The sequence below is a fragment of the Bradyrhizobium sp. WU425 genome, from assembly GCF_021052305.1.
GTDB lineage: Bacteria > Pseudomonadota > Alphaproteobacteria > Rhizobiales > Xanthobacteraceae > Bradyrhizobium > Bradyrhizobium canariense_D.
Map to the genome: position 1 here is coordinate 6,923,131 of NZ_CP088089.1, position 24,150 is coordinate 6,947,280.

General features: G+C 59.6%; 18 protein-coding genes and 1 pseudogene. 8 read left to right on the forward strand and 11 right to left on the reverse strand.

Features of this window, described 5'->3' with window-relative positions; translation table 11 throughout:
• Positions 1 to 292 precede the first annotated feature (292 nt).
• Together istA and istB are read left to right on the forward strand one after the other, a co-directional pair.
• Positions 293 to 1,825, forward strand: a pseudogene (gene istA, locus BcanWU425_RS33165) (IS21 family transposase).
• A gap of 11 nt (positions 1,826 to 1,836) precedes the next feature.
• Complete coding sequence (istB, locus tag BcanWU425_RS33170) at positions 1,837 to 2,580, forward strand: IS21-like element helper ATPase IstB (protein WP_231189362.1); 744 nt, start codon at positions 1,837 to 1,839, stop codon at positions 2,578 to 2,580.
• Positions 2,581 to 3,603: 1,023 nt separating this feature from the next.
• Here istB and BcanWU425_RS33175 read toward each other — a convergent pair.
• Positions 3,604 to 5,004, reverse strand: coding sequence for an aminotransferase (locus BcanWU425_RS33175; RefSeq protein WP_231189365.1), 1,401 nt, complete (start codon positions 5,002 to 5,004; stop codon positions 3,604 to 3,606).
• A 10-nt stretch (positions 5,005 to 5,014) separates the two neighbouring features.
• Entirely contained in the window at positions 5,015 to 6,526 is a 1,512-nt protein-coding gene (locus BcanWU425_RS33180) for an NAD-dependent succinate-semialdehyde dehydrogenase (RefSeq protein ID WP_445818662.1), read from the reverse strand.
• 156 nt (positions 6,527 to 6,682) lie between these two features.
• Here BcanWU425_RS33180 and BcanWU425_RS33185 point away from each other — a divergent pair, with 156 nt between their 5' ends.
• Both BcanWU425_RS33185 and BcanWU425_RS33190 read left to right on the forward strand, forming a co-directional pair.
• Entirely contained in the window at positions 6,683 to 7,159 is a 477-nt protein-coding gene (locus tag BcanWU425_RS33185) for an Lrp/AsnC family transcriptional regulator (RefSeq protein ID WP_231189367.1), read from the forward strand.
• A gap of 633 nt (positions 7,160 to 7,792) precedes the next feature.
• Complete coding sequence (locus tag BcanWU425_RS33190; RefSeq protein WP_231189369.1) at positions 7,793 to 9,472, forward strand: MFS transporter; 1,680 nt, start codon at positions 7,793 to 7,795, stop codon at positions 9,470 to 9,472.
• A 754-nt stretch (positions 9,473 to 10,226) separates the two neighbouring features.
• Here the strand turns inward: BcanWU425_RS33190 and ald are convergent.
• The 4 genes from ald to BcanWU425_RS33210 all read right to left on the reverse strand — a co-directional run bounded on the left by ald (position 10,227) and on the right by BcanWU425_RS33210 (position 16,017).
• Positions 10,227 to 11,339, reverse strand: coding sequence for an alanine dehydrogenase (gene ald / locus BcanWU425_RS33195; protein WP_231144081.1), 1,113 nt, complete (start codon positions 11,337 to 11,339; stop codon positions 10,227 to 10,229).
• A gap of 497 nt (positions 11,340 to 11,836) precedes the next feature.
• Positions 11,837 to 13,228: an amidase gene (locus BcanWU425_RS33200; RefSeq protein ID WP_231189371.1), complete on the reverse strand. Its 1,392-nt coding sequence runs from the start codon at positions 13,226 to 13,228 to the stop codon at positions 11,837 to 11,839.
• A gap of 77 nt (positions 13,229 to 13,305) precedes the next feature.
• Complete coding sequence (locus BcanWU425_RS33205) at positions 13,306 to 14,841, reverse strand: AMP-binding protein (RefSeq protein WP_231189373.1); 1,536 nt, start codon at positions 14,839 to 14,841, stop codon at positions 13,306 to 13,308.
• 501 nt (positions 14,842 to 15,342) lie between these two features.
• Positions 15,343 to 16,017: a GntR family transcriptional regulator gene (locus BcanWU425_RS33210; protein ID WP_231189375.1), complete on the reverse strand. Its 675-nt coding sequence runs from the start codon at positions 16,015 to 16,017 to the stop codon at positions 15,343 to 15,345.
• A gap of 12 nt (positions 16,018 to 16,029) precedes the next feature.
• Between BcanWU425_RS33210 and BcanWU425_RS33215 the strand changes: the two genes are divergently transcribed.
• The 4 genes from BcanWU425_RS33215 (at position 16,030) to BcanWU425_RS33230 (ending at position 19,779) form a co-directional block, all read left to right on the forward strand.
• A complete protein-coding gene (locus tag BcanWU425_RS33215) occupies positions 16,030 to 16,890 on the forward strand; it encodes an enoyl-CoA hydratase/isomerase family protein (RefSeq protein ID WP_231189377.1) in 861 nt (286 codons plus the stop codon).
• 413 nt (positions 16,891 to 17,303) lie between these two features.
• Positions 17,304 to 18,026 (forward strand): helix-turn-helix transcriptional regulator, encoded by a 723-nt coding sequence (locus BcanWU425_RS33220; protein ID WP_231189378.1) that lies wholly within the window; start codon positions 17,304 to 17,306, stop codon positions 18,024 to 18,026.
• 95 nt (positions 18,027 to 18,121) lie between these two features.
• Entirely contained in the window at positions 18,122 to 18,754 is a 633-nt protein-coding gene (locus tag BcanWU425_RS33225) for an acyl-homoserine-lactone synthase (RefSeq protein WP_231189379.1), read from the forward strand.
• A 71-nt stretch (positions 18,755 to 18,825) separates the two neighbouring features.
• Positions 18,826 to 19,779: a LysR family transcriptional regulator gene (locus BcanWU425_RS33230; RefSeq protein WP_231189380.1), complete on the forward strand. Its 954-nt coding sequence runs from the start codon at positions 18,826 to 18,828 to the stop codon at positions 19,777 to 19,779.
• Here the strand turns inward: BcanWU425_RS33230 and BcanWU425_RS33235 are convergent.
• Genes BcanWU425_RS33235 through trbL form a run of 5 tightly spaced genes read right to left on the reverse strand, consistent with a single transcriptional unit; the run spans position 19,752 to position 24,147 of the window.
• Positions 19,752 to 19,994 (reverse strand): DUF2274 domain-containing protein, encoded by a 243-nt coding sequence (locus tag BcanWU425_RS33235; RefSeq protein WP_231189382.1) that lies wholly within the window; start codon positions 19,992 to 19,994, stop codon positions 19,752 to 19,754. The genes BcanWU425_RS33230 and BcanWU425_RS33235 overlap by 28 nt on opposite strands.
• Before the next feature lie 6 nt (positions 19,995 to 20,000).
• Positions 20,001 to 21,206: a TrbI/VirB10 family protein gene (locus BcanWU425_RS33240; RefSeq protein ID WP_231189384.1), complete on the reverse strand. Its 1,206-nt coding sequence runs from the start codon at positions 21,204 to 21,206 to the stop codon at positions 20,001 to 20,003.
• Positions 21,203 to 22,177 (reverse strand): P-type conjugative transfer protein TrbG, encoded by a 975-nt coding sequence (gene trbG, locus BcanWU425_RS33245; RefSeq protein ID WP_231189386.1) that lies wholly within the window; start codon positions 22,175 to 22,177, stop codon positions 21,203 to 21,205. Before trbG ends, BcanWU425_RS33240 begins: the two co-directional genes overlap by 4 nt.
• A gap of 2 nt (positions 22,178 to 22,179) precedes the next feature.
• Positions 22,180 to 22,860 carry a conjugal transfer protein TrbF gene (trbF, locus tag BcanWU425_RS33250; RefSeq protein WP_231189388.1) on the reverse strand — a complete coding sequence of 227 codons (681 nt, stop codon included), beginning with the start codon at positions 22,858 to 22,860 and terminating at the stop codon, positions 22,180 to 22,182.
• 51 nt (positions 22,861 to 22,911) lie between these two features.
• The gene (gene trbL, locus BcanWU425_RS33255; protein ID WP_231189390.1) at positions 22,912 to 24,147 is read right to left on the reverse strand and encodes a P-type conjugative transfer protein TrbL; all 1,236 of its coding nucleotides are present in this window, start codon (positions 24,145 to 24,147) and stop codon (positions 22,912 to 22,914) included.
• Positions 24,148 to 24,150: the final 3 nt, after the last annotated feature.

Below are 24,150 nucleotides of genomic sequence, written 5' to 3' on the forward strand. Positions count from 1 at the left end.
GCTAAGTGACTGCTTTGTCCTCAAAGAACCGGGCATCCGGCTTCCCCGCACCCGGCGGACTTCGCCTTGCGACCGCCCGGATGCATGCCTGCGGATTCCGATCGATGTCGCCCAGGATTCCGAGATGATCTCGCCCACCATTCCGATTTGAAGTCGCCCACCCGTTCCGAAATGATGTCGCCCACCATTCCGGGATGATGTCGCCCGGGTGACGAGGCCTCTTCTGGCTCCCATAGGGTCAACTCTTTCGGCTTTGCGAAGGGGACCCTGGATGCCGACGGAGAGGCTTGCGATGCGCCGTGTGCGCGATGTGATCAGAATGAAGGCGGCCGGGCTGCCGAGCCGCGAGATTGCGCGACGGGTGGGCGCGGCGCCCTCGACGGTGCGCCTGGCGCTCCGGCGGTTCGAGGCCGCGGGCTTGAGCTGGCCGTTGCCAGACGACGTCACCGACACGGTTCTGGAACTTCGCCTGTTCGCGAAGACCGGCAATGGCAACCGTCAGGGTCACCGCCGCATCGCCGAGCCCGACTGGGCGACCGTGCACCGCGAGCTCAAACGCAAGCACGTGACGCTGTCGATCCTGTGGGAGGAATATATCGCCACCGAGCCCGGCGGATACCGGTACTCGCGCTTCTGTGAGCTCTACCGCGCCTGGGAGGGCCGCCTGTCGGTGACGATGCGCCAGGCCCATGCGGCCGGCGACAAGTTGTTCGTCGACTATGCCGGCGATGGCGTGCCGGTGGTGGTCGACCGCCTGACCGGTGAGCGCAGAACGGCGCAGATCTTCGTCGCCGTGCTCGGCGCATCGAGCTTCACCTACGCGCAGGCGACGTGGACGCAGGGGCTCGCCGACTGGATCAGCGCCCATGTTGGCGCCTTCGCGGCGATCGGCGGCATACCGGCGCTGGTGGTGCCCGACAACACCAAGGTCGCGGTCATTAAGGCGAGCCTGTACGACCCGCAGATCAATCGTACCTACGCGGAGATGGCGGCGCATTACGGCACCGCCATCTTGCCGGCGCGGCCGCGCAAGCCGCGCGACAAGGCCAAGGTCGAGCAGGCCGTCCTCATCGTCGAGCGCTGGCTGCTCGGCCGCCTGCGCCATCGCACCTTCTACAGCCTGGCCGAGGTCAATGCGGCGATCGGCGAACTGCTCACGAGGCTGAATGAGGAACGGCCGATCCGGCGGCTCGGCGTGACACGCCGCCGGTTGCTCGAGGAGGTCGACCGGCCGGCGCTCAAGCCATTGCCGGCGTCCCCTATGTCCTCGCCGAGTGGCGGATCCGCCGCGTCAGTCTCGATTACCACGTCGAGGTGGAGAAGCATTACTACAGCGTTCCGCATCGCTTCGCCCGCGCCGAGGTCGAGGTGCGGTTCACGGCCCGTACCGTCGAGATCTTCCACAAGGGCGAGCGGATCGCCGCGCATCAGCGCATGAGCGGCAATCACAAACACACCACCGTGCCGGAGCACATGGCCTCCAGCCATCGGCGCTACGCCGGCTGGACCATCGCGCGTATCCGCCAGGACGCCGCCGCGATCGGGCCGGCGACCAGCGCGTTGTGCGACCTCATTCTCCGACGAGCGCTCGCACCCCGAGCAAGGCTTCCGCGCCTGCCTCGGCATCCTCAGGCTCGCCGCCTCCTATGGGCGCGAACGGCTGGACGCCGCGGCTGCGCGGGCAATCGACATCGGCGCGCGCACCTATGGTTCGGTCAAGTCGATCCTCGCCAACAATCTCGATCGGCGTTCTGCTCACCAGCGTTCCGCGGACGATGCGCCGATCCTGCATGCCAACATCCGCGGACCGCGCTACTACAATTAGGAGATCATCCCTTGCTCACCCATCCGACCCTCGACCGCCTCAACGCCCTCGGCCTCCACGGCATGGCCAAGGCCTTCGCCGACATCGAAGCCACCGGTGAGGCCGCAAGCCTCGGTCACACCGAATGGCTTGCGCTGCTGCTCGAACGTGAAGCCTCGCTGCGGCACGACAAACGGCTCGCCACTCGCCTGCGCTACGCCAAGCTGCGCCAGCAGGCGTGCGTCGAGGACATCGACTACCGCACCCCGCGCGGTCTCGACCGCCCGCTGTTCGCTAAGCTTGTCGAGGGCCGCTGGATCGACGACCACGTCAATCTCCTGATCTGCGGCCCGGCCGGCGTTGGCAAGAGTTGGCTCGCCTCGGCGCTCGGCCACAAGGCCTGTCGCGACAATCGCTCCGTGCTCTATCAGCGCGTCCCGCGACTGTTCGACGATCTGGCGCTCGCCCGCGGCGACGGCCGCCATCCACGCCTGTTGCGCGGCCTTGGCCGTGTCGATCTGCTGATCCTCGATGATTGGGGACTCGAGCCGCTCGACGCCGGTGCCCGTCACGACCTCCTGGAAATCCTCGAAGATCGCTACGGTCATCACTCCACCATCGTCACCAGCCAGCTCCCCGTGGACCAGTGGCATCTGCTCATTGGAGATCCCACCTATGCCGACGCCGTGCTCGATCGCCTCGTCCACAATGCCCATCGGCTCGACCTCACCGGTGAGAGCCTGCGCCGAACCCGGCAATCCGCCCGAAAGACCTGAGCCCGTGGCGCTGTGGACATGCCGCTGCGCTTGGACAACGCAATCGCGTTGCCCACATGCCCACAGCAACCGCAGAAGAAGAAAAACAGGTTGAAGTCGCGATTCCAGATTGACCACGCGGCTTGACCGATGCCAGAGAACCAGCCGGCCAGAACGCCTCGCCGCTGGGCGAGATCAAATCGGAAAGGTGGGCGACATCGTCTCGGAATCCACGGGCGACTTCATATCGGTACGCCTGGGCGACTTCGTCGGAATCCGCACATGCCGATAGACGTCAGCGCCATTCCAATCGCACGCGCTCACTCGGCGCGGAAATAGACCATTTATACGCGCGAAGCACAGGCGGCCCTCGCCCTCGACCGTCGCCATCCCGCGTCAAGACGATTAAGAGAGGGCTGTCGCCCCCGAGGCGCGCACATTCAGTTCGTGCGACATTGAGCGCCGCAATTTGTCATACGCGGCTCGAACCCAAGCTGTGACGCCGCGCGGCACCCCGGCTGGTCTGTAGCCATTCGAAAGCGCGGCGAACCCTATCAGGTTCGTGAAGCGCACACCCGTCAAATTCCAGATGATTTGTGAACCTTGCCGGAAATGACCTTCGGTCAATCGAATGTGGCCTGGAGACGATTGCAGCCGAGGTGAAGATCACTTGCCGGAATCGACCCTCATTAGCAGCTGCGTCGGATCGAACGAATAAAAGCGAGCCATCCGCGTGGGTAACGAGCTTATCATGCCCCCTCTCGCTAAGTCACCAGGAATTCGCTGCAAAAATGACGACCACATCGACTTTTCGAAGTGCAGCAGATGCGATCGCGAAGAGACAGTGGTCAGCGAATGCGATGGGGCCGGTGCGTTGATATGTTGGCGCGACGCTTAACGCGCGACGCCGCGCAGGCGCTTATGCTCCTTGCTGCAGGCATTAGCCAGTTTTGCGTCTTAGGCTGCACTTCCGTGCTCATCTCTGACGCCTGGCGCCAGTAGTAAGTTCCCGACGACGCTCATGCAGCACATGCTGCCCACTTCTCAAGACAGACGCGATTCCTTTGTAAGTTCGTCCATTACTTGCTTGGTCGCCTGATATGCAAGATCGACTATTTCATCGATCTCTGCCTCGGACACAACGAGCGGTGGGGCAAAACCAAGGATGTCTCCGTGCGGCATCGCTCGCGCGATAAGTCCTCGATCACGGGCAGCCTTTGAAATGCGAGCACCTACTTTTAGCTCCGGATCAAATCTCCGTTTGGTCTGACGATCCGCGACGAATTCCACAGCGCCGAGCAAGCCTACGCCTCTGACTTCACCAACGATCTCGAGCTGCGCAAAACGCTCCTTAAGCCGTCTCTGCAAGTGCGCGCCGACGGTCTTGGCTCGGTCGCTTAGCGCCTCTTTCTCTACAATGTCGAGCACTGCATTTGCAGCTGCAGCCGCAATTGGATGGCCGGAATACGTATATCCATGCGAGAAAGCTCCAACGCGATCGGCTCCTTCTTCCATGACCTTGTAAACTTTCTCACCGACGATGGCGGCAGAGAGTGGTACGTATCCGGAGGTCAGCCCCTTGGCCACAGTCACCAGATCTGGCTCGATCCCGTAGAGTGTGCTGCCGAAGTCGGCACCGGTTCGACCGAATCCACAGATGACCTCGTCAGCGATCAGAAGAATGTCGTAGCGACTGAGCACAGTTTGGATTTCTTGCCAGTACCCAGCAGGAGGCGGCGTAATACCGCCCGTGCCGAGCACCGGCTCTGCGATGAAGCCGCCGACTGTCTCTGGACCCGCTCGCAAGATTAGCTGTTCAAGCTCCGCTGCACGCCGGCGAGAAAAGGCCTCTTCCGTCTCGCCCGGCTCAGCACCCCAATAATGATGCGGCGTTCCCGTGTGCAGAATACCAGGGAAAGGAAGATCCATGTGATCGTGGTAAAATGACATGCCGGTCATCGAACCAGAAATAACCGAGCAACCATGGTAACCTCGCTCGCGCGAGATAATCTTCTTCTTCCTGGGCTGACCGCGTAGATTATTGTAGTACCAGACCAGCTTTGCTTGCGTTTCGTTAGCGTCCGATCCGGACAGCCCATAGAACACCTTGCTTGGCTTGCCCGGCGCCATCCGCACGAGACGATCCGAAAGAGTTGCCAACTCTTCCGTCGTGTGCGCCGCATACGTGTGGTAGTAAGCCAATTGATATGCCTGCCGCGCAATAGCTTCTGCGACTTCGGTCCGACCGTAACCGATGTTGACGCAGTACAGCCCCGCAAAGCCGTCGATGTAGTTTCGACCCTCGGCGTCGTTTATGCGAATACCTTTGCCACCCGTAACGATCGTGGGATCACCCATCTTGCCGCTCGCGAAGTCCTTGAGCTGAGTGAAAGGATGCAGAACACTGGAGCGATCTCGTTCAGCGATGGCCTTGATATCAATCATGTCACTTCTCCTAACCTGCCAGATCGCCGAAACAGACGTACTTGAGTTCCATGAATTCGGCTAAGCCGTGTCGCGAGCCTTCTCGACCAAGGCCAGATTGCTTCCATCCGCCGAACGGAATAGGTGGCCCTGTGAATGAGGCTGTGTTGATGCCGACCATACCGCACTCGAGCCGCTCAGAAGCCCGAAGCGCCCGACGCAAGCTGTCGGTGTAGACGTACCCGGCTAAGCCCATTTCGCTGGCGTTGGCTCTACCGATAACCTCTTCTTCGGTGTCAAACGGAAGGACTGCTGCGATTGGGCCAAATGTTTCCTCAGAAGCAATGAGCATATTCTCGGAAACTTCAGTGAGCAGTGTCGGAGGAACGAAGTTGGGGCCGGCAGTGGCGCCCTGATGGGCCAACACAACGGTGGCTCCCTTTTTCACCGCATCATCGACTTGGGCCCTGCACTTGTTAGCAACAGATAGCTTGGTCATAGGCCCGATATCTGTTGTCGGGTCCAGTCCATGACCGACTCGCAGTCGAGCCATTTCTGCAGCAAACGCTTCGACAAAGGCCCTATAGATTCCCTTTTGAACGTAGATGCGGTTCGCTGCCAGGCAGTCCTGCCCTGACGTCGCGAATTTAGCTGCCATCGCCCCCTTGACCGCCTTCTCGAGGTCCACGTCATCAAAGATGATAAACGGGGCATGCCCGCCTAATTCCATGGAGACCTTCTTCACCGTGTCCGCCGCCCCTTGAAGGAGATGGCGGCCAACCTCTGTAGAACCTGTGAACGACAGGGCCCGCACTCTCGCGTCGTGCAATAGAGGCGTCGACAGTTCGATTGGATCGCCTACCAGGACTTGAAACACGCCGGCAGGGAGTCCGGCCTGTTCGGCCAACCGGGCAATAGCGAGCGCAGAGAGCGGTGTCTCCGGAGCAGGCTTTACAATGATGGGGCAGCCAGCGGCGAGCGCGGCCCCGGCCTTTCGCGTAATCATCGCGACAGGGAAGTTCCAGGGCGTAATCGCAGCCGCAACACCAACTGGCTGCATTCGGACGTGAAGGAGACTGCCGGGCTTGTGACTTGGGATGGTCTCTCCGTACGCACGTTCTCCCTCCGCTGCGAACCACTCAAGAAATCCTGCACCGTACCGGATTTCATGATGCGCTTCCGCGAGGGGCTTACCCTGCTCGCTCGTGACGATGACCGCGAGTTCTTCAGCATGATCGAGTATTAAGGACGCCCAAGACCGAAGGATCGCCCCCCGTTTTGCTGGCAACAATTCGCGCCATGCCGAGAAAGACCGCTCAGCCGCCGCGATCGCGGCATTCATGTCGGCCGCGCTACAATGAGCAACGTCTGCGATCTGATCTCCGGTAGCCGGATCGACGACGACGTCTCTTCGGTGGCCCGAAATCCACCGGCCGTCCAGCAGCGCAGCCCCTGCCACAAAATCTTTGCGCAAAGTCTGCAGGCGCTCCTTAGCAAGACCGACCAACTCGCGATTTTCCTGCCGAAGAGTTTGAAGGGCCATTTGCGGGTCCGACACCGTCAACTGTTGAAATTTGTTGTGCATTCAGGATACTGGTAATCTCAACAGATTTGCGGCGCATTTCTCGGATGCGCTAACGATTTCCTGCAACGGACACGCGTTCGGAGACGGAATGCACCTGAGGGCTGGAGCTTAAACATGCGATACGACCGGACAGACGCGCGCATCCTCGAGATTGTGCAGAAGAACAACCGTTTGACGTCGGAGGTCATTGGCGAGATGGCTGGGCTTTCTGCTACCGCGTGCCAACGGAGGCTAAAGCGACTTCGCTCTGAAGGGATCATCGAGGCCGATGTCTCTATCGTCTCGGCGAGGGCGGTCGGGCGACCGATCCAGATGCTTGTCCTAGTGAGCCTGGAGCGCGAGCGTTCAGACATCATCGACAGGTTCAAGAAAGCTATCAAGTCGTCAGCTGAGGTGGTCAACGGCTTCTACGTGACCGGCGATGCTGACTTTGTTCTCTACCTTACAGCCCGTAGCATGGAGGAGTATGAGCAGTTCACTCGACGGTTCTTTTATGAGAACCCCGACATCAAGGGTTTCAAGACGATGGTTATAATGGACCGGGTAAAAACCGGTTTCGCCGTTCCGATCGAGATGCCGGACGAAGACTGAGCTGCCCTCGCATCGTTCCATGCCTCGCATTTTTTCCTCACGCATTCGCATACAATGCCCAAAAACCCCAACGGTGATCCGCTAGTTTCTGCGCCTGCCAAGGTCTTGGCTGAAGTGTGCTTCAGCTTTCAGACGAGACTGCAGCTATACCGATAAGGCGTTTCAAGCGCTGGCTTGATTCGTCTGCTCTGGCGAGACGATGCAGACTGAAAGAACGCGGTGGAGATTTAACTACGGTACGGCAGACGAGCTAGTGTGGCTTCGCTCGAACGTCTTCTGCCCACGTGTTCGATCATCACAGCATGCGACATCGAGATCGCTGAGATCAGAATATCTCCAAGCTGACGCTAAGAGCTGGGCGGGGAGTCTGGCGGAACTCTGCGAGCTTTCCACAAGCTCAAACAAATTGACATGGCGACTGGCCTGGTGCCGGTCCCGTTTGCATCGAGGGGGTGCGTCTTGCGCGCAATGTCCCAAGGACCGGGTTTCCAAGCGATCTCAGGGCCGTCTTGTCGCGTCGAAGCTTGTTGTATTTGAGCTGCCCATATTAGGTCAGTCGTTGCCAGCGCCAAATGTATCTGAGCTTAGAACGGCCCTCATCCGACCAGCCCCCGGACGCGCAGCAGGCACGAGATGACCGATTCGCGGAACTCGCGCATCTTCCGCGCCGACGGGATCACCGCACCGCTCCAGCATGTCACGTTTCGGCGCATCTGGATTGCGAGCGTACTCGCCAATCTCGGCGCTCTAATCCGCAGCGTTGGAGCAGCTTGGGCGATGACGCAGATGACCTCGTCGGCAGATAAAGTGGCGCTGGTGCAGACTGCTCTATTGCTACCAGTCATGCTGATATCGATGCCTGCCGGCGCGATCGCCGATATGTACGACCGTCGCGTGGTAGCCCTCATCTCCGTTGCGATTTCGTTCGCTGGCGCGACCGCGCTGACGACGCTGGCGTGGGTCGGCCTAGTCACGCCGAACATGTTGCTGGCCCTGTGTTTCGTCGTCGGCAGCGGAATGGCGCTGATGGATCCAGCCTCGCAGTCCTCGGTCAGTGAGCAAGTTCCTCTAAAAACGCTCCCCGCGGCCATCGCGCTGAACAGTATTAGTTACAATATTGCTCGCAGTGTGGGCCCTGCGATCGGCGGTATCCTCGTTGCCACCGCTGGCGCGGCGACTTCGTTCGCGGTCAATGCGCTGCTGTATCTGCCGCTGATGTTGGCACTATTTCTGTGGAAGCGCATCCCTGAACCCGCGCATCTGCCGCCCGAGACGCTGAATCGCGCTATCGTTACCGGGATCCGCTACATCGTTAACTCGCCCTCTATCAAGGTCGTGCTCGGTCGCTCCATGGTGACGGGCGTAATCGGCGGAGGGATCGTCGCGCTTATGCCTCTCGTCGCTCGCGATTTGCTGCAAGGTGGCGCACAGACTTATGGGACAATGCTCAGTGCCTTTGGTCTAGGCGCTGTGATCGGCGCGCTCAATATTACGCAGGTGCGTAAACGCCTGAGCGGCGAAGCGGCAATCCGTGCCTGTGCGCTTTCGATGGGTGGCGCGATCACCGCGGTAGCGCTGAGCCGCGAGCCGATGTTAACGGCCATTGCGCTGTTCCTCGCGGGAGCTGTGTGGATGATCGCATGGGCGTTGTTCAATATTGGGGTCCAGCTATCGGCGCCGCGCTGGGTCGCGGGGCGCGCGCTTGCAGCCTATCAGGCGGCGGGATCGGGTGGGATTGCGGTTGGCAGTTGGGTGTGGGGCTCTCTGGCTGACGCCACTGGTGTGCAGACTGCCCTTCTGATGTCGGCCGGTCTAATGTTAGCCAGCCCGCTCTTGGGGTTCTGGCTACGCATTCCACGCGTAAGTACTCGTGAGGAAGATGCCGAGATGTTGGCCGATCCCGAGGTGCGTGTTGCACTTTCCGCACGCAGTGGGCCGCTTGTGGTCGAAATCGAATATCGTATCGCCTCGGAGGATGCGCGCGCGTTTCACAATGTGATGCAGGATGTACAGCTGTTTCGCCAGCGCAGCGGTGCTTATGGGTGGTCCATCGCGCGCGATGTCGCCGATCCCGAGCTTTGGACCGAGCGCTATCACTGCCCGACGTGGCTTGATTATCTGCGGCAGCGCAATCGCTCGACTAAGTCAGAGCGCGCTCTGGATGAAACGGCGGCGGCGTTCCACATTGGTCCTCAGCCCATGCGGGTTCGCCGCATGCTCGAGCGTCCGTTCGGATCGGTGCGCCGGAGGGAAGATGAACGTGAACGGGCCGCGAAGGACGTCATGCCGCGCTCAGGGACTGCTTGGAGCTGAGAAGCAAGGCATGCCTGAGGCCAACGAGGCAGGGCCGCATGACAGCGCCGCATTTGCGCAAAGGCGCCCGTAGCTAGACGCCTGCATCCCGGATCTGATGTCCAGTCTGAGCTCAGTTGGCGCCGCTGGTCCAGATAATTACGACCGTTCATTGGAGTGACCTCGCAACTTCGCTCAATCCGCATGCCACAAGAGGATTCTTTACCGTTGGCAACTCGGTGGTTGCGCTTGAGGAATTTCAGTCTGGCGAGCTCGATGCGCCGAGTAAGAATAAGTGCGCTCGAAGTGTATGAGCATTGCCCAGCAGCATCCATTCCCTGTCGGTAGGGCCGGACCCTGCTGGGCGTTATCCTGCCTGAGATCGCCGAAATTGTGGTTCTCGATGGACGGTCGATTTGCTCGGCAATCTGGCGGATGATCTCCTTCTTGCGGCTACGCGGGCGTCTTGTTCTGCTTGCCAGAGGTACTTTGTCTGCCGGCCTCGGCATCGGTCAGGTAAAGAGGTCGAAGGCTCGCCAGCCGTCCCGGTGCCCGCAGGGCCTTGATCACCTCCGAGCCGCGGTCGCAGCGTCTGGGTCAACAAGCGTCCGCGAGCACACGCGTGAGGTCAAGGAGTTGATGGCTAAACGCGGCAATTTCGACAAGCGGATGATTCCGGAGCTCACGGTTGACGGCTTCGATAAAAAAAGGGCCACTCCCGAAGGAGTGGCCCGCCAAGTCAGGGAGGAAATGCCCCCATGGGAGGCCTCGGGGATCAGGCCGCAGCCTGATCGATCGGTGAGTATGGCAGGCCGAGACTCTCGGCCACGGCCTTGTAAGTTAGACGGCCACGATAGACATTGAGGCCCGCTCGCAGATGCTGGTTCTCGAGCACGGCTGCAAATCCCTTGTTGGCGAGAGCCAGTCCAAAGGGCAGCGTGGCGTTATTCAGAGCCTGGCTTGAGGTGAGGGGTACAGCCCCGGGCATATTCGCGACGCAGTAGTGAATGACCCCATCTACCTCATAGGTTGGATCGGCGTGTGTGGTTGGACGAGATGTTTCGAAGCACCCGCCCTGATCGATCGCGACGTCAACGATCACCGAGCCCTTTCGCATCGAACTCAACATGCTGCGGCTAACCAGCTTCGGCGCGCTCGCTCCGGGAACGAGCACGGCCCCAATCACGACGTCCGCAGCAAAGACCTCTTCCTCAACGGCATCTATGGTCGAGAACCTGGTACGAGCTCGCCCTTCGAACAGTTCATCAAGTTCACGAAGCCGGGGAATCGACCTATCAAGGATTGTAACCTCGGCTCCCAAGCCAACCGCCATTCGAGCTGCGTGCGTGCCGACAACACCGCCTCCGATCACCACGATGCGCGCCGCCTGAACACCCGGCACACCGCCGATCAACAGCCCGCGACCGCCTGCATACCGCTTCAGCGCCGCACCGGCTGCCTCAATCGAAAGCCTACCTGCAACCTCGCTCATGGGCGCAAGCAATGGAAGTCCGCCATATGCATCAGTGACCGTTTCGTAGGCGATTGCGGTACATCCAGATTTCAAGAGGCCCTTCGCTTGCTCAGGGTCCGGCGCCAAGTGGAGATACGTGAACAGAATCTGATTCTCTCGCAGCTGGGTCCATTCGGAAGGCTGGGGCTCCTTGACCTTCACGATCAATTCGCTCGACCCAAATACCTCGCGAGCGGAGCCTAGGATTGTTGCACCAGCCTTGCGATAGGTTTCGTCTGTCGCACCAATGCCAGCCCCTGCATTCGTCTCAACCGCTACGCTATGACCGGCAGCAACATACTCGCGGACGGCTCCAGGCGTCAGACCCACGCGATATTCGTGTGTCTTGATTTCCTTGGGAACACCGACCTTCATTTGCAATCTCCTCGTTTGGATAACTCTTTGTAGTCGGAACAGCCGTACTAACCTGCAGCGGACATCACGAAGTGGCGCAGAAATTCAGCTATTTTTTGGACGTTAGTGCAGGAATCCAGAGGACCGGGCTAGGTGAGCCTCACGGCTCTCAAAACCGGCCTGTGCCGCCGGTGGAGGATCATTTGCACTCAGTAGGAATCATTGCGCAACAACGCTTGTGCATGGAATCAACAGTTGCGCGCCGCAGCCGTCTGTCGCCCAGCATGGACTGGCTTAAACCCATGGTCTTCTTAGTCCCGGGTTTCGGTCGGTTTGAAATGAGCGTGACCAGAGGGTCGGCCTCATCCGATCTCGACGGGCTGGGCGCAGGCTCTCCAAGCGCAGGCGCCGTTTCGCACTTCTTACCGCGAACTGGATGTATGGTCCATCAACTCCGGCAGCTCGCGCCTCGCGTCCACCGTGTTCTCGCCTGCTCAGCCGCCTAAGAGTATTGGAGCTTATACGGGCCGCTCGTGAATGGTCTGGCTTATCCATCGAGCAACTCCCGCCAGACCGTCGTCTGTATGCTGCTGCCCTATGACCTGAACCCCGACGGGAAGCTCATGGATAGCAAGGAGTGGCATTGTGATGGTTGGAGCACCAAGCACAGAGGTGACGGCATTGTAGTTTGGCAAGCCGGTCGTGTGTATGACACCGGAATCAACGCCCTTATTGTTCAAAGTTGGCGCGGGACCGACGGAAGACGGAGAAATAGTGGCATCGGCGATGTTCGAGATTGCGTGGTGGGCTGCTCTTGCCGCGTCACGTTTTGAGAGTACCAGACGGTAGTCATCGAGCGTCATCTTGCGTGCGATATCGAGACGCGACCTAAGGCTTTCGCTCAACCCTCCACCAAACTGTTCGAGAAGGTTCTCAAGTGACCAACGCATTTCGTATGCGCAAATGTCCCGGCTTATCGCCAGACTTTCGCTAATTGCCTGCTCAAAAGCCTCCACGAGTGGGTGATCTGTTCTGCCGATAATCTCGACGCCAGCGCTGTGGAGATCCGACAGAAGACTATCGAATGCTCCCTTAGTGGCTTCATCCAGCTCTGGCGCTCCTTCCGCTTCCATCACAATGAGCCTCGCTGGGCGCGCTGCGGCGTGGAGCACTGTTCCGCCGTAGAGGCCCGGAAAACCGGGGTCTCCACCCGACCTCTTGGCGACTTCTATCGAAACTTGCCACATATCCTGAAGATCGCCAGCATGAATGCCTATATGGCTCTGGCTGAAACCCAGCCGCTCGCCGCGATTAAGAGCGCCGAGAGTGGGCTTAATCGCGTAGTTCGCACAAAAGCTCGCCGGCCTGATCACTGAGCCAACGACCTGTGTTCCGATCGCCGCAGGAACCATGCGGGCACCGACCACCGCTGCGGATCCGCTGGATGATCCCCCTGGGGTACGAAGCGGATCAAACGGGTTGGTGGTCGGTCCGGGGTGAGACATACCGAGCTCGGTTGTAACCGTCTTTCCGAGGACAATGGCGCCGGCTCCCCTGAGTGCTTGCACGCAAGCAGAATCCTGTTTGGTGTAATTGCCTTCGAATAGGGGCGAGCCCATGCGAGTAGCCATGTCTTTAGTCATCAGCATGTCTTTTATGCCGACTGGCATACCATCGATGTTCGATAGCTCACGTCCGGCCTGATACCGGTCCGTCGAGGCATCGGCAGCGGATCTCGCCGCCGGGATGTTCATCTCGACCCAGGCCCGGACAACCGGTTCGCGGGTCTCGATGGTTTCAAGACATCTCTCGAGGTATTTGCGGGGGGTGTCCGTACTGTCCTTAAAGGCCGGCACCGCATCGTGGAATGTGAGAGGCTGAAAGTCAGCGGGGCTATATTGGGCGGACAACAGATTATCCTCGGAGTTGAGTTGCTGGACGAGCTAAAGACAGGATTGCTCCAACCGCGCTGAACGATTGAAGTGTGTTATTGGGCCCCGGTGACGAGGCGTCGCGATGGCTCAGCGAGCGAGCTCCGAAGCTCCTTCTTCATAACCTTGCCCATCGTATTCCGCGGCAGTTCATTGACAACGATCACCTTCTTAGGGACCTTGTAGTTTGCGAGACGATCCTTGACACGCTGAATCACTTCGCCGGCGGCCGGCGGGAGCTCTTTGTCTGAAGGGATGACGAAAGCCACGACGCACTCGCCGAAGTCCGGATGCGGGGAACCGACGACTGCTGACTCTTGAACAGAGGGCATTTCGTCGATCACGGCTTCTATCTCGGCGGGATAGACATTGTAGCCGCCGCTGATAATGAGATCCTTGGCTCGGCCGGTGATCGATACGTATCCTTGGTCATCGACAAATCCCAGATCCCCAGTGCGGAAGAAGCCGTCGGCTGTGAATTCCTCGCGGGTCTGGTCCGGCCTATTCCAGTAACCGGAAAACAGGCCTGGCCCTCGCGCTTGAATCATACCGATAGTTCCCGCTTTCAGAACCTCATCGCTACTTCCACTGATGCGCAGATCGACTCCAGGAATCGGAAGCCCTACTGAACTTGGCTTGCGCTCGCCTTCCAAGGGATTCGAGCAGAGGATCATTGCTTCCGTGGAACCATAACGTTCCAGAATACGATGACCGGTGCGGGCTTCGAATTGGCCATGCACATCCGCGGAAAGAGGTGCGGACCCTGATACGAACAGCCGCACTCGTCTGCACCGATCACTGTTTAGCAACGGGCTCGACAACAATCGATGGTAATAGGTCGGCACGCCCATGAATACGGTCGAACGCGGAAGGGCCTTGAGTACATCGGCAGCATCGAACTTGCTTTGAAGAAGCAGCCGCGCTCCGCTTGCCAGAGCTACGTTGAACGAAATGAAAAGTCCGTGGCTGTGGAAGATCGGCAGAGTGTGGAGGAGAACGTCCGATGCGGAGAAGCCCCAGAGTTCGCTCAAGGTCTGCGCAGAGTACGAGAGCGCACCATGGCTGATGAGAGCACCTTTAGGGCGTCCGGTGGTACCGGACGTATAGAGAAGCGCGGCCGGGGCGCCTTCAGTCAGCTCGATCGTCCGGTATGTTGGATCTACCAACTCAACGATGGCCGCGAACGTCCCTTCTCCTTGTGGACCGAAGGTGAAGGCCTTCGTTGTCGCTGGTACGATCTCCGCCGCAAGAGTTTCCGCGGTTAGTCCCGTGAAGAATACCGCCGGCTGAGCATCCTGCAGGAGATAAGCCAATTCGGCTGGCCGGTAGGCGGTGTTCATCGGCAAATAGCAAAATCCTGCACGCAAGCAGGCGAGGTATAAGGCGAACGCGTGCGCCGACTTTTCCACTTGGACCGCGACGCGATCACCGGTTGCGCATCCGGATCGCCGCAATGCATTCGCATATCGTCCTGACAGGACGTGAAGCCATTCACGCGTGAGCGTCTGGCCGGTCTCGAGCTCGAAGACCGCGCCGGTTGGCTCCAGTTGCAGCCAGGTCTCGAACAACCGGTAGAAATTTGCATCAGTCATTGATTTGAGCCGTCTTCGTTTTGGGTCTCCGGGCGCAACCCGCGCTCAGTGGTGGGGCAGCCCCTAAACTGCCTTCTCAACCGAATTTTGATGTTTTAATACGAGTAAAAAAAATATCTTTCAAGAGGAAAACAATATGACAGCTTTGGTGGCAGCCTTGAGTGCGTCCTCAAAGGGAAGGGAATGAGCCTAACTTTCCGCAATGGATTTGTCAGAGATCGAGTCGGCCCTCTCCCGCCAGGAGGAGCTACACAACGGTTCGGGGCTTTTGCGGCGCGCGAGGCGCTTCATGCAGCTTTTCGTCGGTGCGTCCAGTTGCACTCAGCGTTGTGACGCCACGTTACGTAGCTGTGCGTCGAGAGATGATGAAAGCTGGCCCACGCTTGATGTGTCCATCGGTGTTTTCCGATGTCATTCGCGTTTACTCGATTCAATGCAGCTCGGAGGTGACCCCATTCTGATCAGCGGGTTGAGCTGTTAGGCCTCCAGATCAGTCCTTGGTCAGGAGCGCCGTCCCATTTCAACAATTAAGTCTGCGAACACGCGGCCGCCAACGCTGATATGATCTCGCATCGCGCTCCCGGCCGTCTCCTCGTCGCCCCTCAATATGGCCTCGAGGATCTGGGCGTGATCAGCGAACGAGCGGCGGATGCGACCTGGCTTCTGAAAGGGATACCTGCGATACACGCGCAAGCGACCGCGAACGTCCTTGATGCTCGTTTCGAGATAATCGTTGCACGAACAGCGATAGATCAGCTCGTGAAATTCCCTATTGATCGCGTCGTACTTCTCGAAATCCTGGGTCGGAATGAATGCCGCGCTGCGCCGGTGAATCTCGGCCAGCTCCTCCCGGAGGTCAGGCGAGATCCGCGACGCGGCGAGCCTGGCCGCCATGCTTTCGAGCTCGGTCATGACCTCGAACATCGAGATCACCTGCTCGACGTTAAGCAGCGTAACGATAGCGCCACGACGCTGACGCAACTCAACTAGGCCGATCGAAGAAAGCTGGATAAGGGCCTCGCGCACCGGCGTTTTCGAGACGCCGAACCGTTCTGAGAGTGGCCGCTCCTCCAAACGCGAGCCTGGCGGAAAGGCGCCTGACTCGATCTCGTGGCGAATCCACTGCGCGATCTCCTCTGTTCGGTATGGCTTCTTGGTCAGCAAAGCGGAATCCACGACCATCTCCCCATGAAAGCGACCCTTGCAGTAAGCCCAGACATTTCCATCTTGACAGATATTTTTTTTAAGAACAATAAAACACCTATGGATCAGGAGAAAGCACTAGAGCGGTCGGGGCTGCCGACGTTGCGTGTCTCTGAAACGAGCGCGTGGATCCTTTTGAACAGGCCGCAGCAGCACAATCGGTTCGAGCCGGCGGACATCGAAGCGCTTTCGGCGATGCTAAGAGAATTGGCGGGACACAAGGGGCTGCGGGTTCTAATCGTCACGGCCAGCGGGCCGAGCTTCAGCTCGGGATTTGACCTCGACACGCTGTCAAGCGAGCGAGCGGTGGAGTGCACGGCCGCGTTTGCGGCTATGTGCGACTTGCTCGAAGCGTTGCCGATCCCGACGGTGTGCGGACTTAATGGGAATGTCTACGGGGGAGCCACTGACTTCGCGCTCGCGTGCGACTTCCGCATCGGGGTCGAAGGTTGTCGTTTGCAGATGTCTCCTGCACGGCTAGGCATCCAGTACTACCATTCCGGTCTCCGCCGATACGTAGAGAGACTCGGCTTGCCCGAGGCCAAGCGGTTGTTTCTAATGGGGGAGCAGATTGACACCGCCACGATGTTGCGGATCGGCTTTCTCACCGAAACCTGTACGCCCGACAGTTTCGAAGCGCGATTGGAGGTCGTTGCCGGAATGCTCGCTCAGCGTTCTCCGGCTTCGCTCCGCGGCCTAAAGGCGTCGCTCAATTCAATTTGCCGAGGCACCGCTGATGCGGCAGAGATCAACGCGAGGTTCTTTAAAAGTCTCTCTTGCGCCGATGCTCAGGAAGGGCTGAAGGCTTGGTCCGAGCGCCGCCTTCCTGACTTTGCGGCCGTATGAAGTCTTGCACGCTCTTGCCGCCGAGGGGGCCAGTGCGTTGATTTCCGGATCCAATTTCGCGTTATCCAAGAAGACGCATGGTTACTGAGTTGCGGCGTGACGATCAGATCGCAAGTGCCGTACAAACCTCCAACTTGGAACGCAAAGAACGCAGCAATCCGGCGACCTTCGGCGCCCTCTTGCAGGATTTCAAACAGAAGACGGAGTTCGCGGACTTGGTCGCGATGATATCACAACTGAGCGCGAGGACTCGGCTGACCCGATACGCCTCAACCACCCGATGCAGGGTCTCGCGATCGAGATCGATCGAAGCCGGAATAGATGGGCTTCTTCGTTGTTTTGCCCCATTCGCAGTGATGCTCGATCTGTAATGCGAGTAGCGCTTGCGAGGGAGGCCCGCGGGTTCATCAACGATGGATCGGGTTTTTCAAAGATTTGCAGAGCAATTGACCGAAAGCACGCATCGAGACGCAGCTCAGCAGAGCATGGCCGAAGTCGCCGCTGCGCTCGAACTGTCGTGCTTCGCATATCTCGCTTTTCCCAGTAGGCCGGGCAGTGCTCCCAATCTGATCTCGACATATCCACCCTCATGGACCGCCATCTATCTGCAGCGCGGCTACGAATCCGTCGATCCGGTGGTACGTCGGGCAACGCGCCAGCCTAAGCCTTTCCAATGGGGACTTGGATTCGAAGCGCGAAATCGGTCTGAGGCAGAACGCGCTCTGTTCGAAGAAGCCGCCAAATTTGGGATTCGCTGCGGATTTACATTGCCTATCCACGATGACAACGGCGCGATCGCCGCGCTGAGCTTTGCAAGCGACGATCGTCGAACTGGTTTCGAGCGCTCGCTGGTCGAGCACGCCCAGAGCCTGCGGTTAATCGCAACGTTTTTCCATGCACATGCGAAACGCTTCTTCAGGATAGATCGCATGGTCGGCGGGGTGGTGCTGTCTCCTCGCGAGTACCAGTGTCTAGAATGGTCCGCGCGCGGCAAATCAGCTGGGGAGATCGGGATCATTCTTGGCATCAAAGAGCGAACCGCGGGATATCACCTGGATAACGCGCGCGCGAAGCTCGGCGTCAGCTCGCTTCGTCAAGCGATCGTGCTGTTGACCGAATCAAAATCTCGAACATAGATCAACCACCAGGCTGCAAGCACCTGTGCAACTCCACAGGATGTGCTCTCCTGCCTTCTCTGCTTGCTTGCCTGAAGCAAGGCAAGGAGGCAAGAATGATGCAGCTCATCACGCCGGAGTACTACGGCGAATTCGTCGACGATCTCACCGAGATGCACCGGCTGCGTTATCGCGTTTTCAAACAGCGCCTGGACTGGAACGTCGAGGTCAGTGGCGAGATGGAAGTCGACGAGTTCGATGTCCTTCGACCCGTGCACCTCCTGAACCGCTCGAACGCTGGACGTCTTCAGGGTTGCGTACGACTTCTGCCTTCGACCGGCCCAACCATGGTGAGAGACACCTTCCCGATCCTTCTGGACGGGCAGCCGGCGCCCCGAAGCGACAGGATTTGGGAGAGCAGTCGCTTCGCCCTCGATGTTCCTCCTGATGCGCCGAAGGCAAGTGGTGGACTTGCTGCCGCGACTTACGAGCTGTTTGCGGGCATGATTGAATTCGGCCTTTCGCTTCATCTGACCGAAATCGTTACCGTCACTGACGCCCGGATGGAACGCATTCTTCGGCGCGCGGGCTGGCCGCTCCGCAAAATCGGAGAAGCTCGTCCTCTCGGAAACACCACGGCCATTGCTGGATACCTGGAGGTCTCGCCCGAAGCGTTGCATCGCATCCGCAAAACGGGACACATCTCAGGTCCGGTGCTCTGGGCTCCAGTCATCCAAGCGGCCGCCTAGGATCTGGAAGCAAGTACAATCCGAGGCATCGCTGCGCATTGGACCGGAAAGCCATCTGCTTAAGACTTACGATGCACAATCCACGTCGATCAACACCTTCCCTTCAAGCCAGCAAGGCAATCGAACTGAAACACCTGCAATCGGCCGTTGCTGCGGCTGATTGTGGCAGCCTCCGTCAAGCGGCGGAATTGCTGAGAACCCAACAATCGAGTCTCAGCCGAAGAATCAGCGAGATCGAATATCACCTGGGAATTGCGATTTTTGAGCGCTTCAGCGGTGGTGTGCGCCCGACGCAAGCAGGCCGCAGTGTTCTTCGCCTGGCAAGGACAATTCTGGAGGAGTTCGATGCTCTCATCGCGACCGCGAGGGCTGTACGCAACAGCGAGGCTGGCCGGCTGAGTGTCGGGCTCTGCACCTCACTTTCCATTGGCAACCTGCAGACGTCCTTGCTGGATTTCAAGCAGCGATTCCCGCAAATCGAGCTTGTGACGATCGAGAAATCACGAACACGACTAGCGACGGCACTTCGCAACGGCGTTCTCGATATCCTGATCGTCACAGGGAACCTGCCGTTAGTCGATAACCGAGTGATGCCGCTGTGGAGCGAACGTGTTCTGGTCGCCTTACCCCATGATCATCCCCTCGCCGCGCGCGACACGGTCTATTGGACTGACCTGCGCGGCGAGACGGTCCTGATGAGCCACTACGATCCGGGAAAAGAGTTTGAAGATCTTCTGATTTCCAAGCTCGTGTCGCCTGAGGACCGTCCTAAACTCGAGCGCCACGACGTCAGCCGCGGTATTATCAAGAGCCTGATCAGGATGAACACAGGAATCAGCCTGGTGCTGGAATCTGACATGGGCATCAACCATGCAGGCCTCGTCTACCGCGAATTGCGCGACGCAGCCGGTCCGAGCCGATTCGACTTTTCTGCATACTGGCGAGACGACAACGAGAACCCAGCGTTAGCTGCCTTCTTGAACTTGCTTTCTGAGCGCTATCCCTCGCCTCCGCTCGGATGTTGACGGGCCCGTCGAGCCTTCCGAAAATTTCTGTCCGCTGCCATAAACCGTGCCAACATGGGAGCGATAAGCTTGGCCGGCTCCCCGATCGGCTGCCCGCTCTCTTGTGCAAGGATTTCTGCGTATGCCACGAGATCCCTGTGCACGCTCGCCGGGATTTCATGCGTAATCTTGATCGGCTTATCGTCTTCGAGCGCTCCAAGTTTAAGCTTAGCCATCGTACCTCACCCTCTATACGGTTCGAACACCAGATCGCGATTGACGATCACCCGCACCGGAAATCCCGGACGGATCGTCAAAGTGGGCTGGATGTTGAGATTGCGGCGGACCACCTGCTGGCCCGTCTGGTTCACCGAGTCCCCCGCCCCGCGGCGGAGCGCAGTGATGAGGTCGCTGTTGGTGCTACCCGTATCCGATGCGGAATTCACCTCCGTGCCGACGGCGAGCAGCGTCGAAAGCGCAGCGGCCCCCAACAGCTCCTTCCAATGGTTGTCGACCCCATCCTCAAGCCCAGAGTAGCCCGCGACATCTGCGCCCGGCTGCCGCTCCAGGACAATCGAGCGCCCATTTGGCATGATGAGGCGCGTCCACACCAGGAGCACGCCCGATTGCCCAAATGCGACTTGGCTATCATACGTCCCGATCAACCGGGCTCCTTGCGGAATAAGGCGAGCTCGCCCGGTCGGGGAATCGTATACCGCTTCTGTGACTTGGGCCGTGATCTGCCCAGGCAGGTCGGACCGAATCCCCGTGATAAGAGCGGCCGGAATGACCGTTCCCGCCTGGACCACAAAGGGAGAGACCGGTCTTGCCAGGCGATCGGGACTGGTGGTTCGACGGTCAACGGAAGCACTGACGAATGCAAGTTTTCGGTCCTGGCCATTCTGGGCAAATGCTTCGTCGGATGATGGCGCTGCATTTGATGGGGCTTCACTTGCCGATGTGACAGGGGCCTGTGCGCGGACGTTCGTGCTGGCAAACACCTTGCTGGTGCGTGCCGCCTCGCTCTCCTGATTGACGCGCTGCTGTTCAGCGTCAATACCGAGCGGGCTCGACGTCGACGCGCCCTGTGCTGCAACGATCGGCCGGCCAAGATCGCCGGGTAAAGGTGGTCCAAGACGCGGCACCTCCTTCGGGATCTCGGTATAATCCTTCGGCAAGGTTGCAAGCTGATCTGCGACATTGTGGTGGTCGGTCGCGTAAAACTCCTCGGTGGCCGGCGTGCGCGATCGCTTCTCCTGCAGAGCCCAGAAGACCGCACCAGAGATGAGCACCAGCAAAAGAGCGCTGCCACCCGCAAGCACCTTGCGCGATAGGCGCGTAACTTGCGGCCGATCTGGCCGGAGCCGAAGGGTTTCGGCGATATTTTCCGGCGGCTTAACCCGAGGAGCGTCCTTGGGTGTGTCATTCGGCTGGCCGGTCTCTGTCACAGCGACCTCCCGTCGGTTCGGACGATTCTGACCTTCTGCTGGTGCTCCTCGCCCAGCCTCAGTTCCGCGGCCGCGAACAGCCGGTCGACGATCAGCACATTGCCGTAGGCGCGATAGTTGACGAGCTCGGTCTTGCCATCAGGCCCGATTACGAACAGCGGCGGCATCTCGCCCTGGCCGACGCCGGGCGAAAACTCGATGTAGACCTTGCGCCCATCGTCATAGGCATTGACAGGACGCCAGGGTGGGCTGTCTCCCTCGATGGCGTAGCGGTAACGGCGCTGCACCTGATCCGGGATGACGGGTGTGGGCGGCAGGGCTCGACCACGCGCGGTCCGATCCTCCGGATAGAACCATGCGACCTGTGGCATGTAGGGCTTTTCCCGGGAGCGGAGCTCGATCAGGTAAGTGCGCCGGTCCGTGTTGACGACGAGATTGGTCTCGATCGCCGGTCGTGTCGGCTTCACCATGATGTGCACACGTCGCGTGTCGCCGCTGCCGCTTTCGGTGTCGCCGACCACCCAACGCACGGTATCACCCGCGGCAACTGGTCCTGACCCGATCAGTTGCTCGCCGGGCTCCAAGGCGACGTCGGTGATCTGCCCCGGCGCGGCATAGACCTGATAGAGAGCGCCCGGACTATACGAAAACACCTGCACCGCATTGAAGTAGCCAGCCTTCCGCGGCTGCACACGTGCGGCGTCATTCGCGGTTTCAATCCGCTCAATCGGCTCTTTGGCTTCCGCGTTCTTGCCGCCGCGCGCCGCCTTCCAGGCCGGTGGGACATGCAGCGGCCGCGACCGATCGTCGGCAAGCGCCGGCAGATCTGGAGCCGGCGGGACATCGCTATCATAGCTGATTTGCGGCGGCTTGAACGTGGTGCACCCGCCAAGGGTGGACACACCAATAACAAGAGCCAGGGCCAGGCTCGGGCGGCCCCTCTGTGACGCAATAACGAGACCTGATGGCATGACTAGCCCAGCTCCTTCGACCAGTTGATGGCGTTGACAAAGATGCCAAGCGGATTCTTGCGGAGGCGATCGAGATCGCGAGGCATCTCCACGATGATCGTGAGGATCGCGCTCCACCGCTCGGTTGCGGCAAGCTGGCCGTTGTCGTAGCGGCGCTCGACCCAGGCGAGGCGAAAGCTCTCAGGCGAAGCCCGGATGACGCTCGAGACCTCGATCGCAATTTGCGTCTTGCCGAGCTTGGCGAATGGATCGTTGTTGCGGGCGTAGTCATTCAGTGCGGCCGCACCGCGATCGGTTGTAAAGTCGTAGGCGCGGAGCCAGTTTTCGCGAAGGACGATGGCGTCCATCGGCAGGCCTCGCACATGCTCGATGAAGCGCGCCAGGTGAAAAGCTACTTGCGGATCGGTCGGTTGGTAGCTGGCATTTGCCGGAGCAACGGCTTTCGCTTCGCCCAATTGATCAACTTCGACCACCCAGGGCGTGATCGTCCCTTGAGCGGATTGCCAGACCAGGGCGCCGGCAAAGCCGGCTGATAAGAAGAGGCAGCCAAAGGCCATCAGGCGCCAGTTCTTGGCCTGCACGCGCGCAGATCCAATGCGATCGTCCCAGACCTGAGCTGCGCGTTGATAGGGAGTGACGGCCTCTGGGGTGCGGCCATAGTGAACAGCCGATCGTTTGAACATTTCTTGACCTCAAGTGACGGGTGAGAAAACGGCATTGGTCGATCAGAAGTCTCAGCGATCCTCTTGCGAGAGGTCGACAGATCCGCCGCCGCCGCCGTGATCACCTGAGCGGATCGCGTGGGTTGCCGCTGATGCGCCATGGCTGATCGTCTGCGCTCGCTTCATGCGCCGAACCCAAGCAGGCGGACTGTCGGAAGGTCTCGAGGCGTCCGCTTCCCCCTTACCGGCATCGCTCGCCGCTCCACCAAGACTAGCTGCGACCGAACGCAAGGGACTTGCGGCCCCGGATGCGCTTCCCTCCGAGCCGGACTGACTCCCCGCCCGAAACACGCTCATGGTGCCGCTTGCAATCGCGCTTCCACCGCGTAGCGAGCCTGCAATCGCGCCGCCGGCGAGACCGGCAGCGCCGGCCGCAAGGCCAGCGCCAGCCGCAACGACTCCACCGGCGGCAAGTCCCGTCCCGACTGCGCTACCTGCGCCGAGCTGCGGACCTCCGGAGACGATGCCGTTGGCAATCCCAGGTCCGAAAATGCCGAGCCCCAACAAGGAAAGTGCGCCGAGCACCAGCGCCATCGCGTTCTCGATGGTCGGCTGGTTGCCGCCGAAGCCTGCCGTGAACTGCGAGAATAAGGTCGATCCAATACCGACGATGACGGCGAGGACCAAAACCTTGACGCCGGAGGAGATGACGTTGCCCAGCACCCGTTCGGCCGCAAAGGCGGTCTTGCCGAACAGACCGAAGGGGATCAGGACGAAACCTGCAAGCGTCGTCAGCTTGAACTCGATCAGCGTGACGAAGAGCTGGATGGCGAGAATAAAGAAGGCGAGCAGCACCACGATCCAGGCGAACAGCAGGACCGCGATCTGGACGAAATTTTCGAAGAAGCTGACATACCCCATCAGGCCCGAGATGGAGTCCAGAATCGGACGGCCGGCATCGAGCCCCACTTGCGCGATCCGGCCTGGCCGCAAGAAATCTGCCGATGACAGGCTCGTGCCCGAGGCCTTGAGGCCAAGACCTGCAAAGCTCTCGAAGACGATGCGGGCAAGGCTATTCCAATTACCGATCAGGTAGGCAAAGACACCGACAAACAAGGTTTTCTTGACCAGCCGGGCAAGAATCTCCTCATCACTTCCGAGGGACCAGAACAGGCCCGCAAGCGTGAGGTCGATTGCAGCTAACGTCGTGGCGAGATATCCGACTTCGCCCCCGACCAGGCCAAATCCGGAATCGATGTAGCGGGTGAAGGTTTCCAGAAACTGGTCGATGACGGAGGTGCCACCCATTGC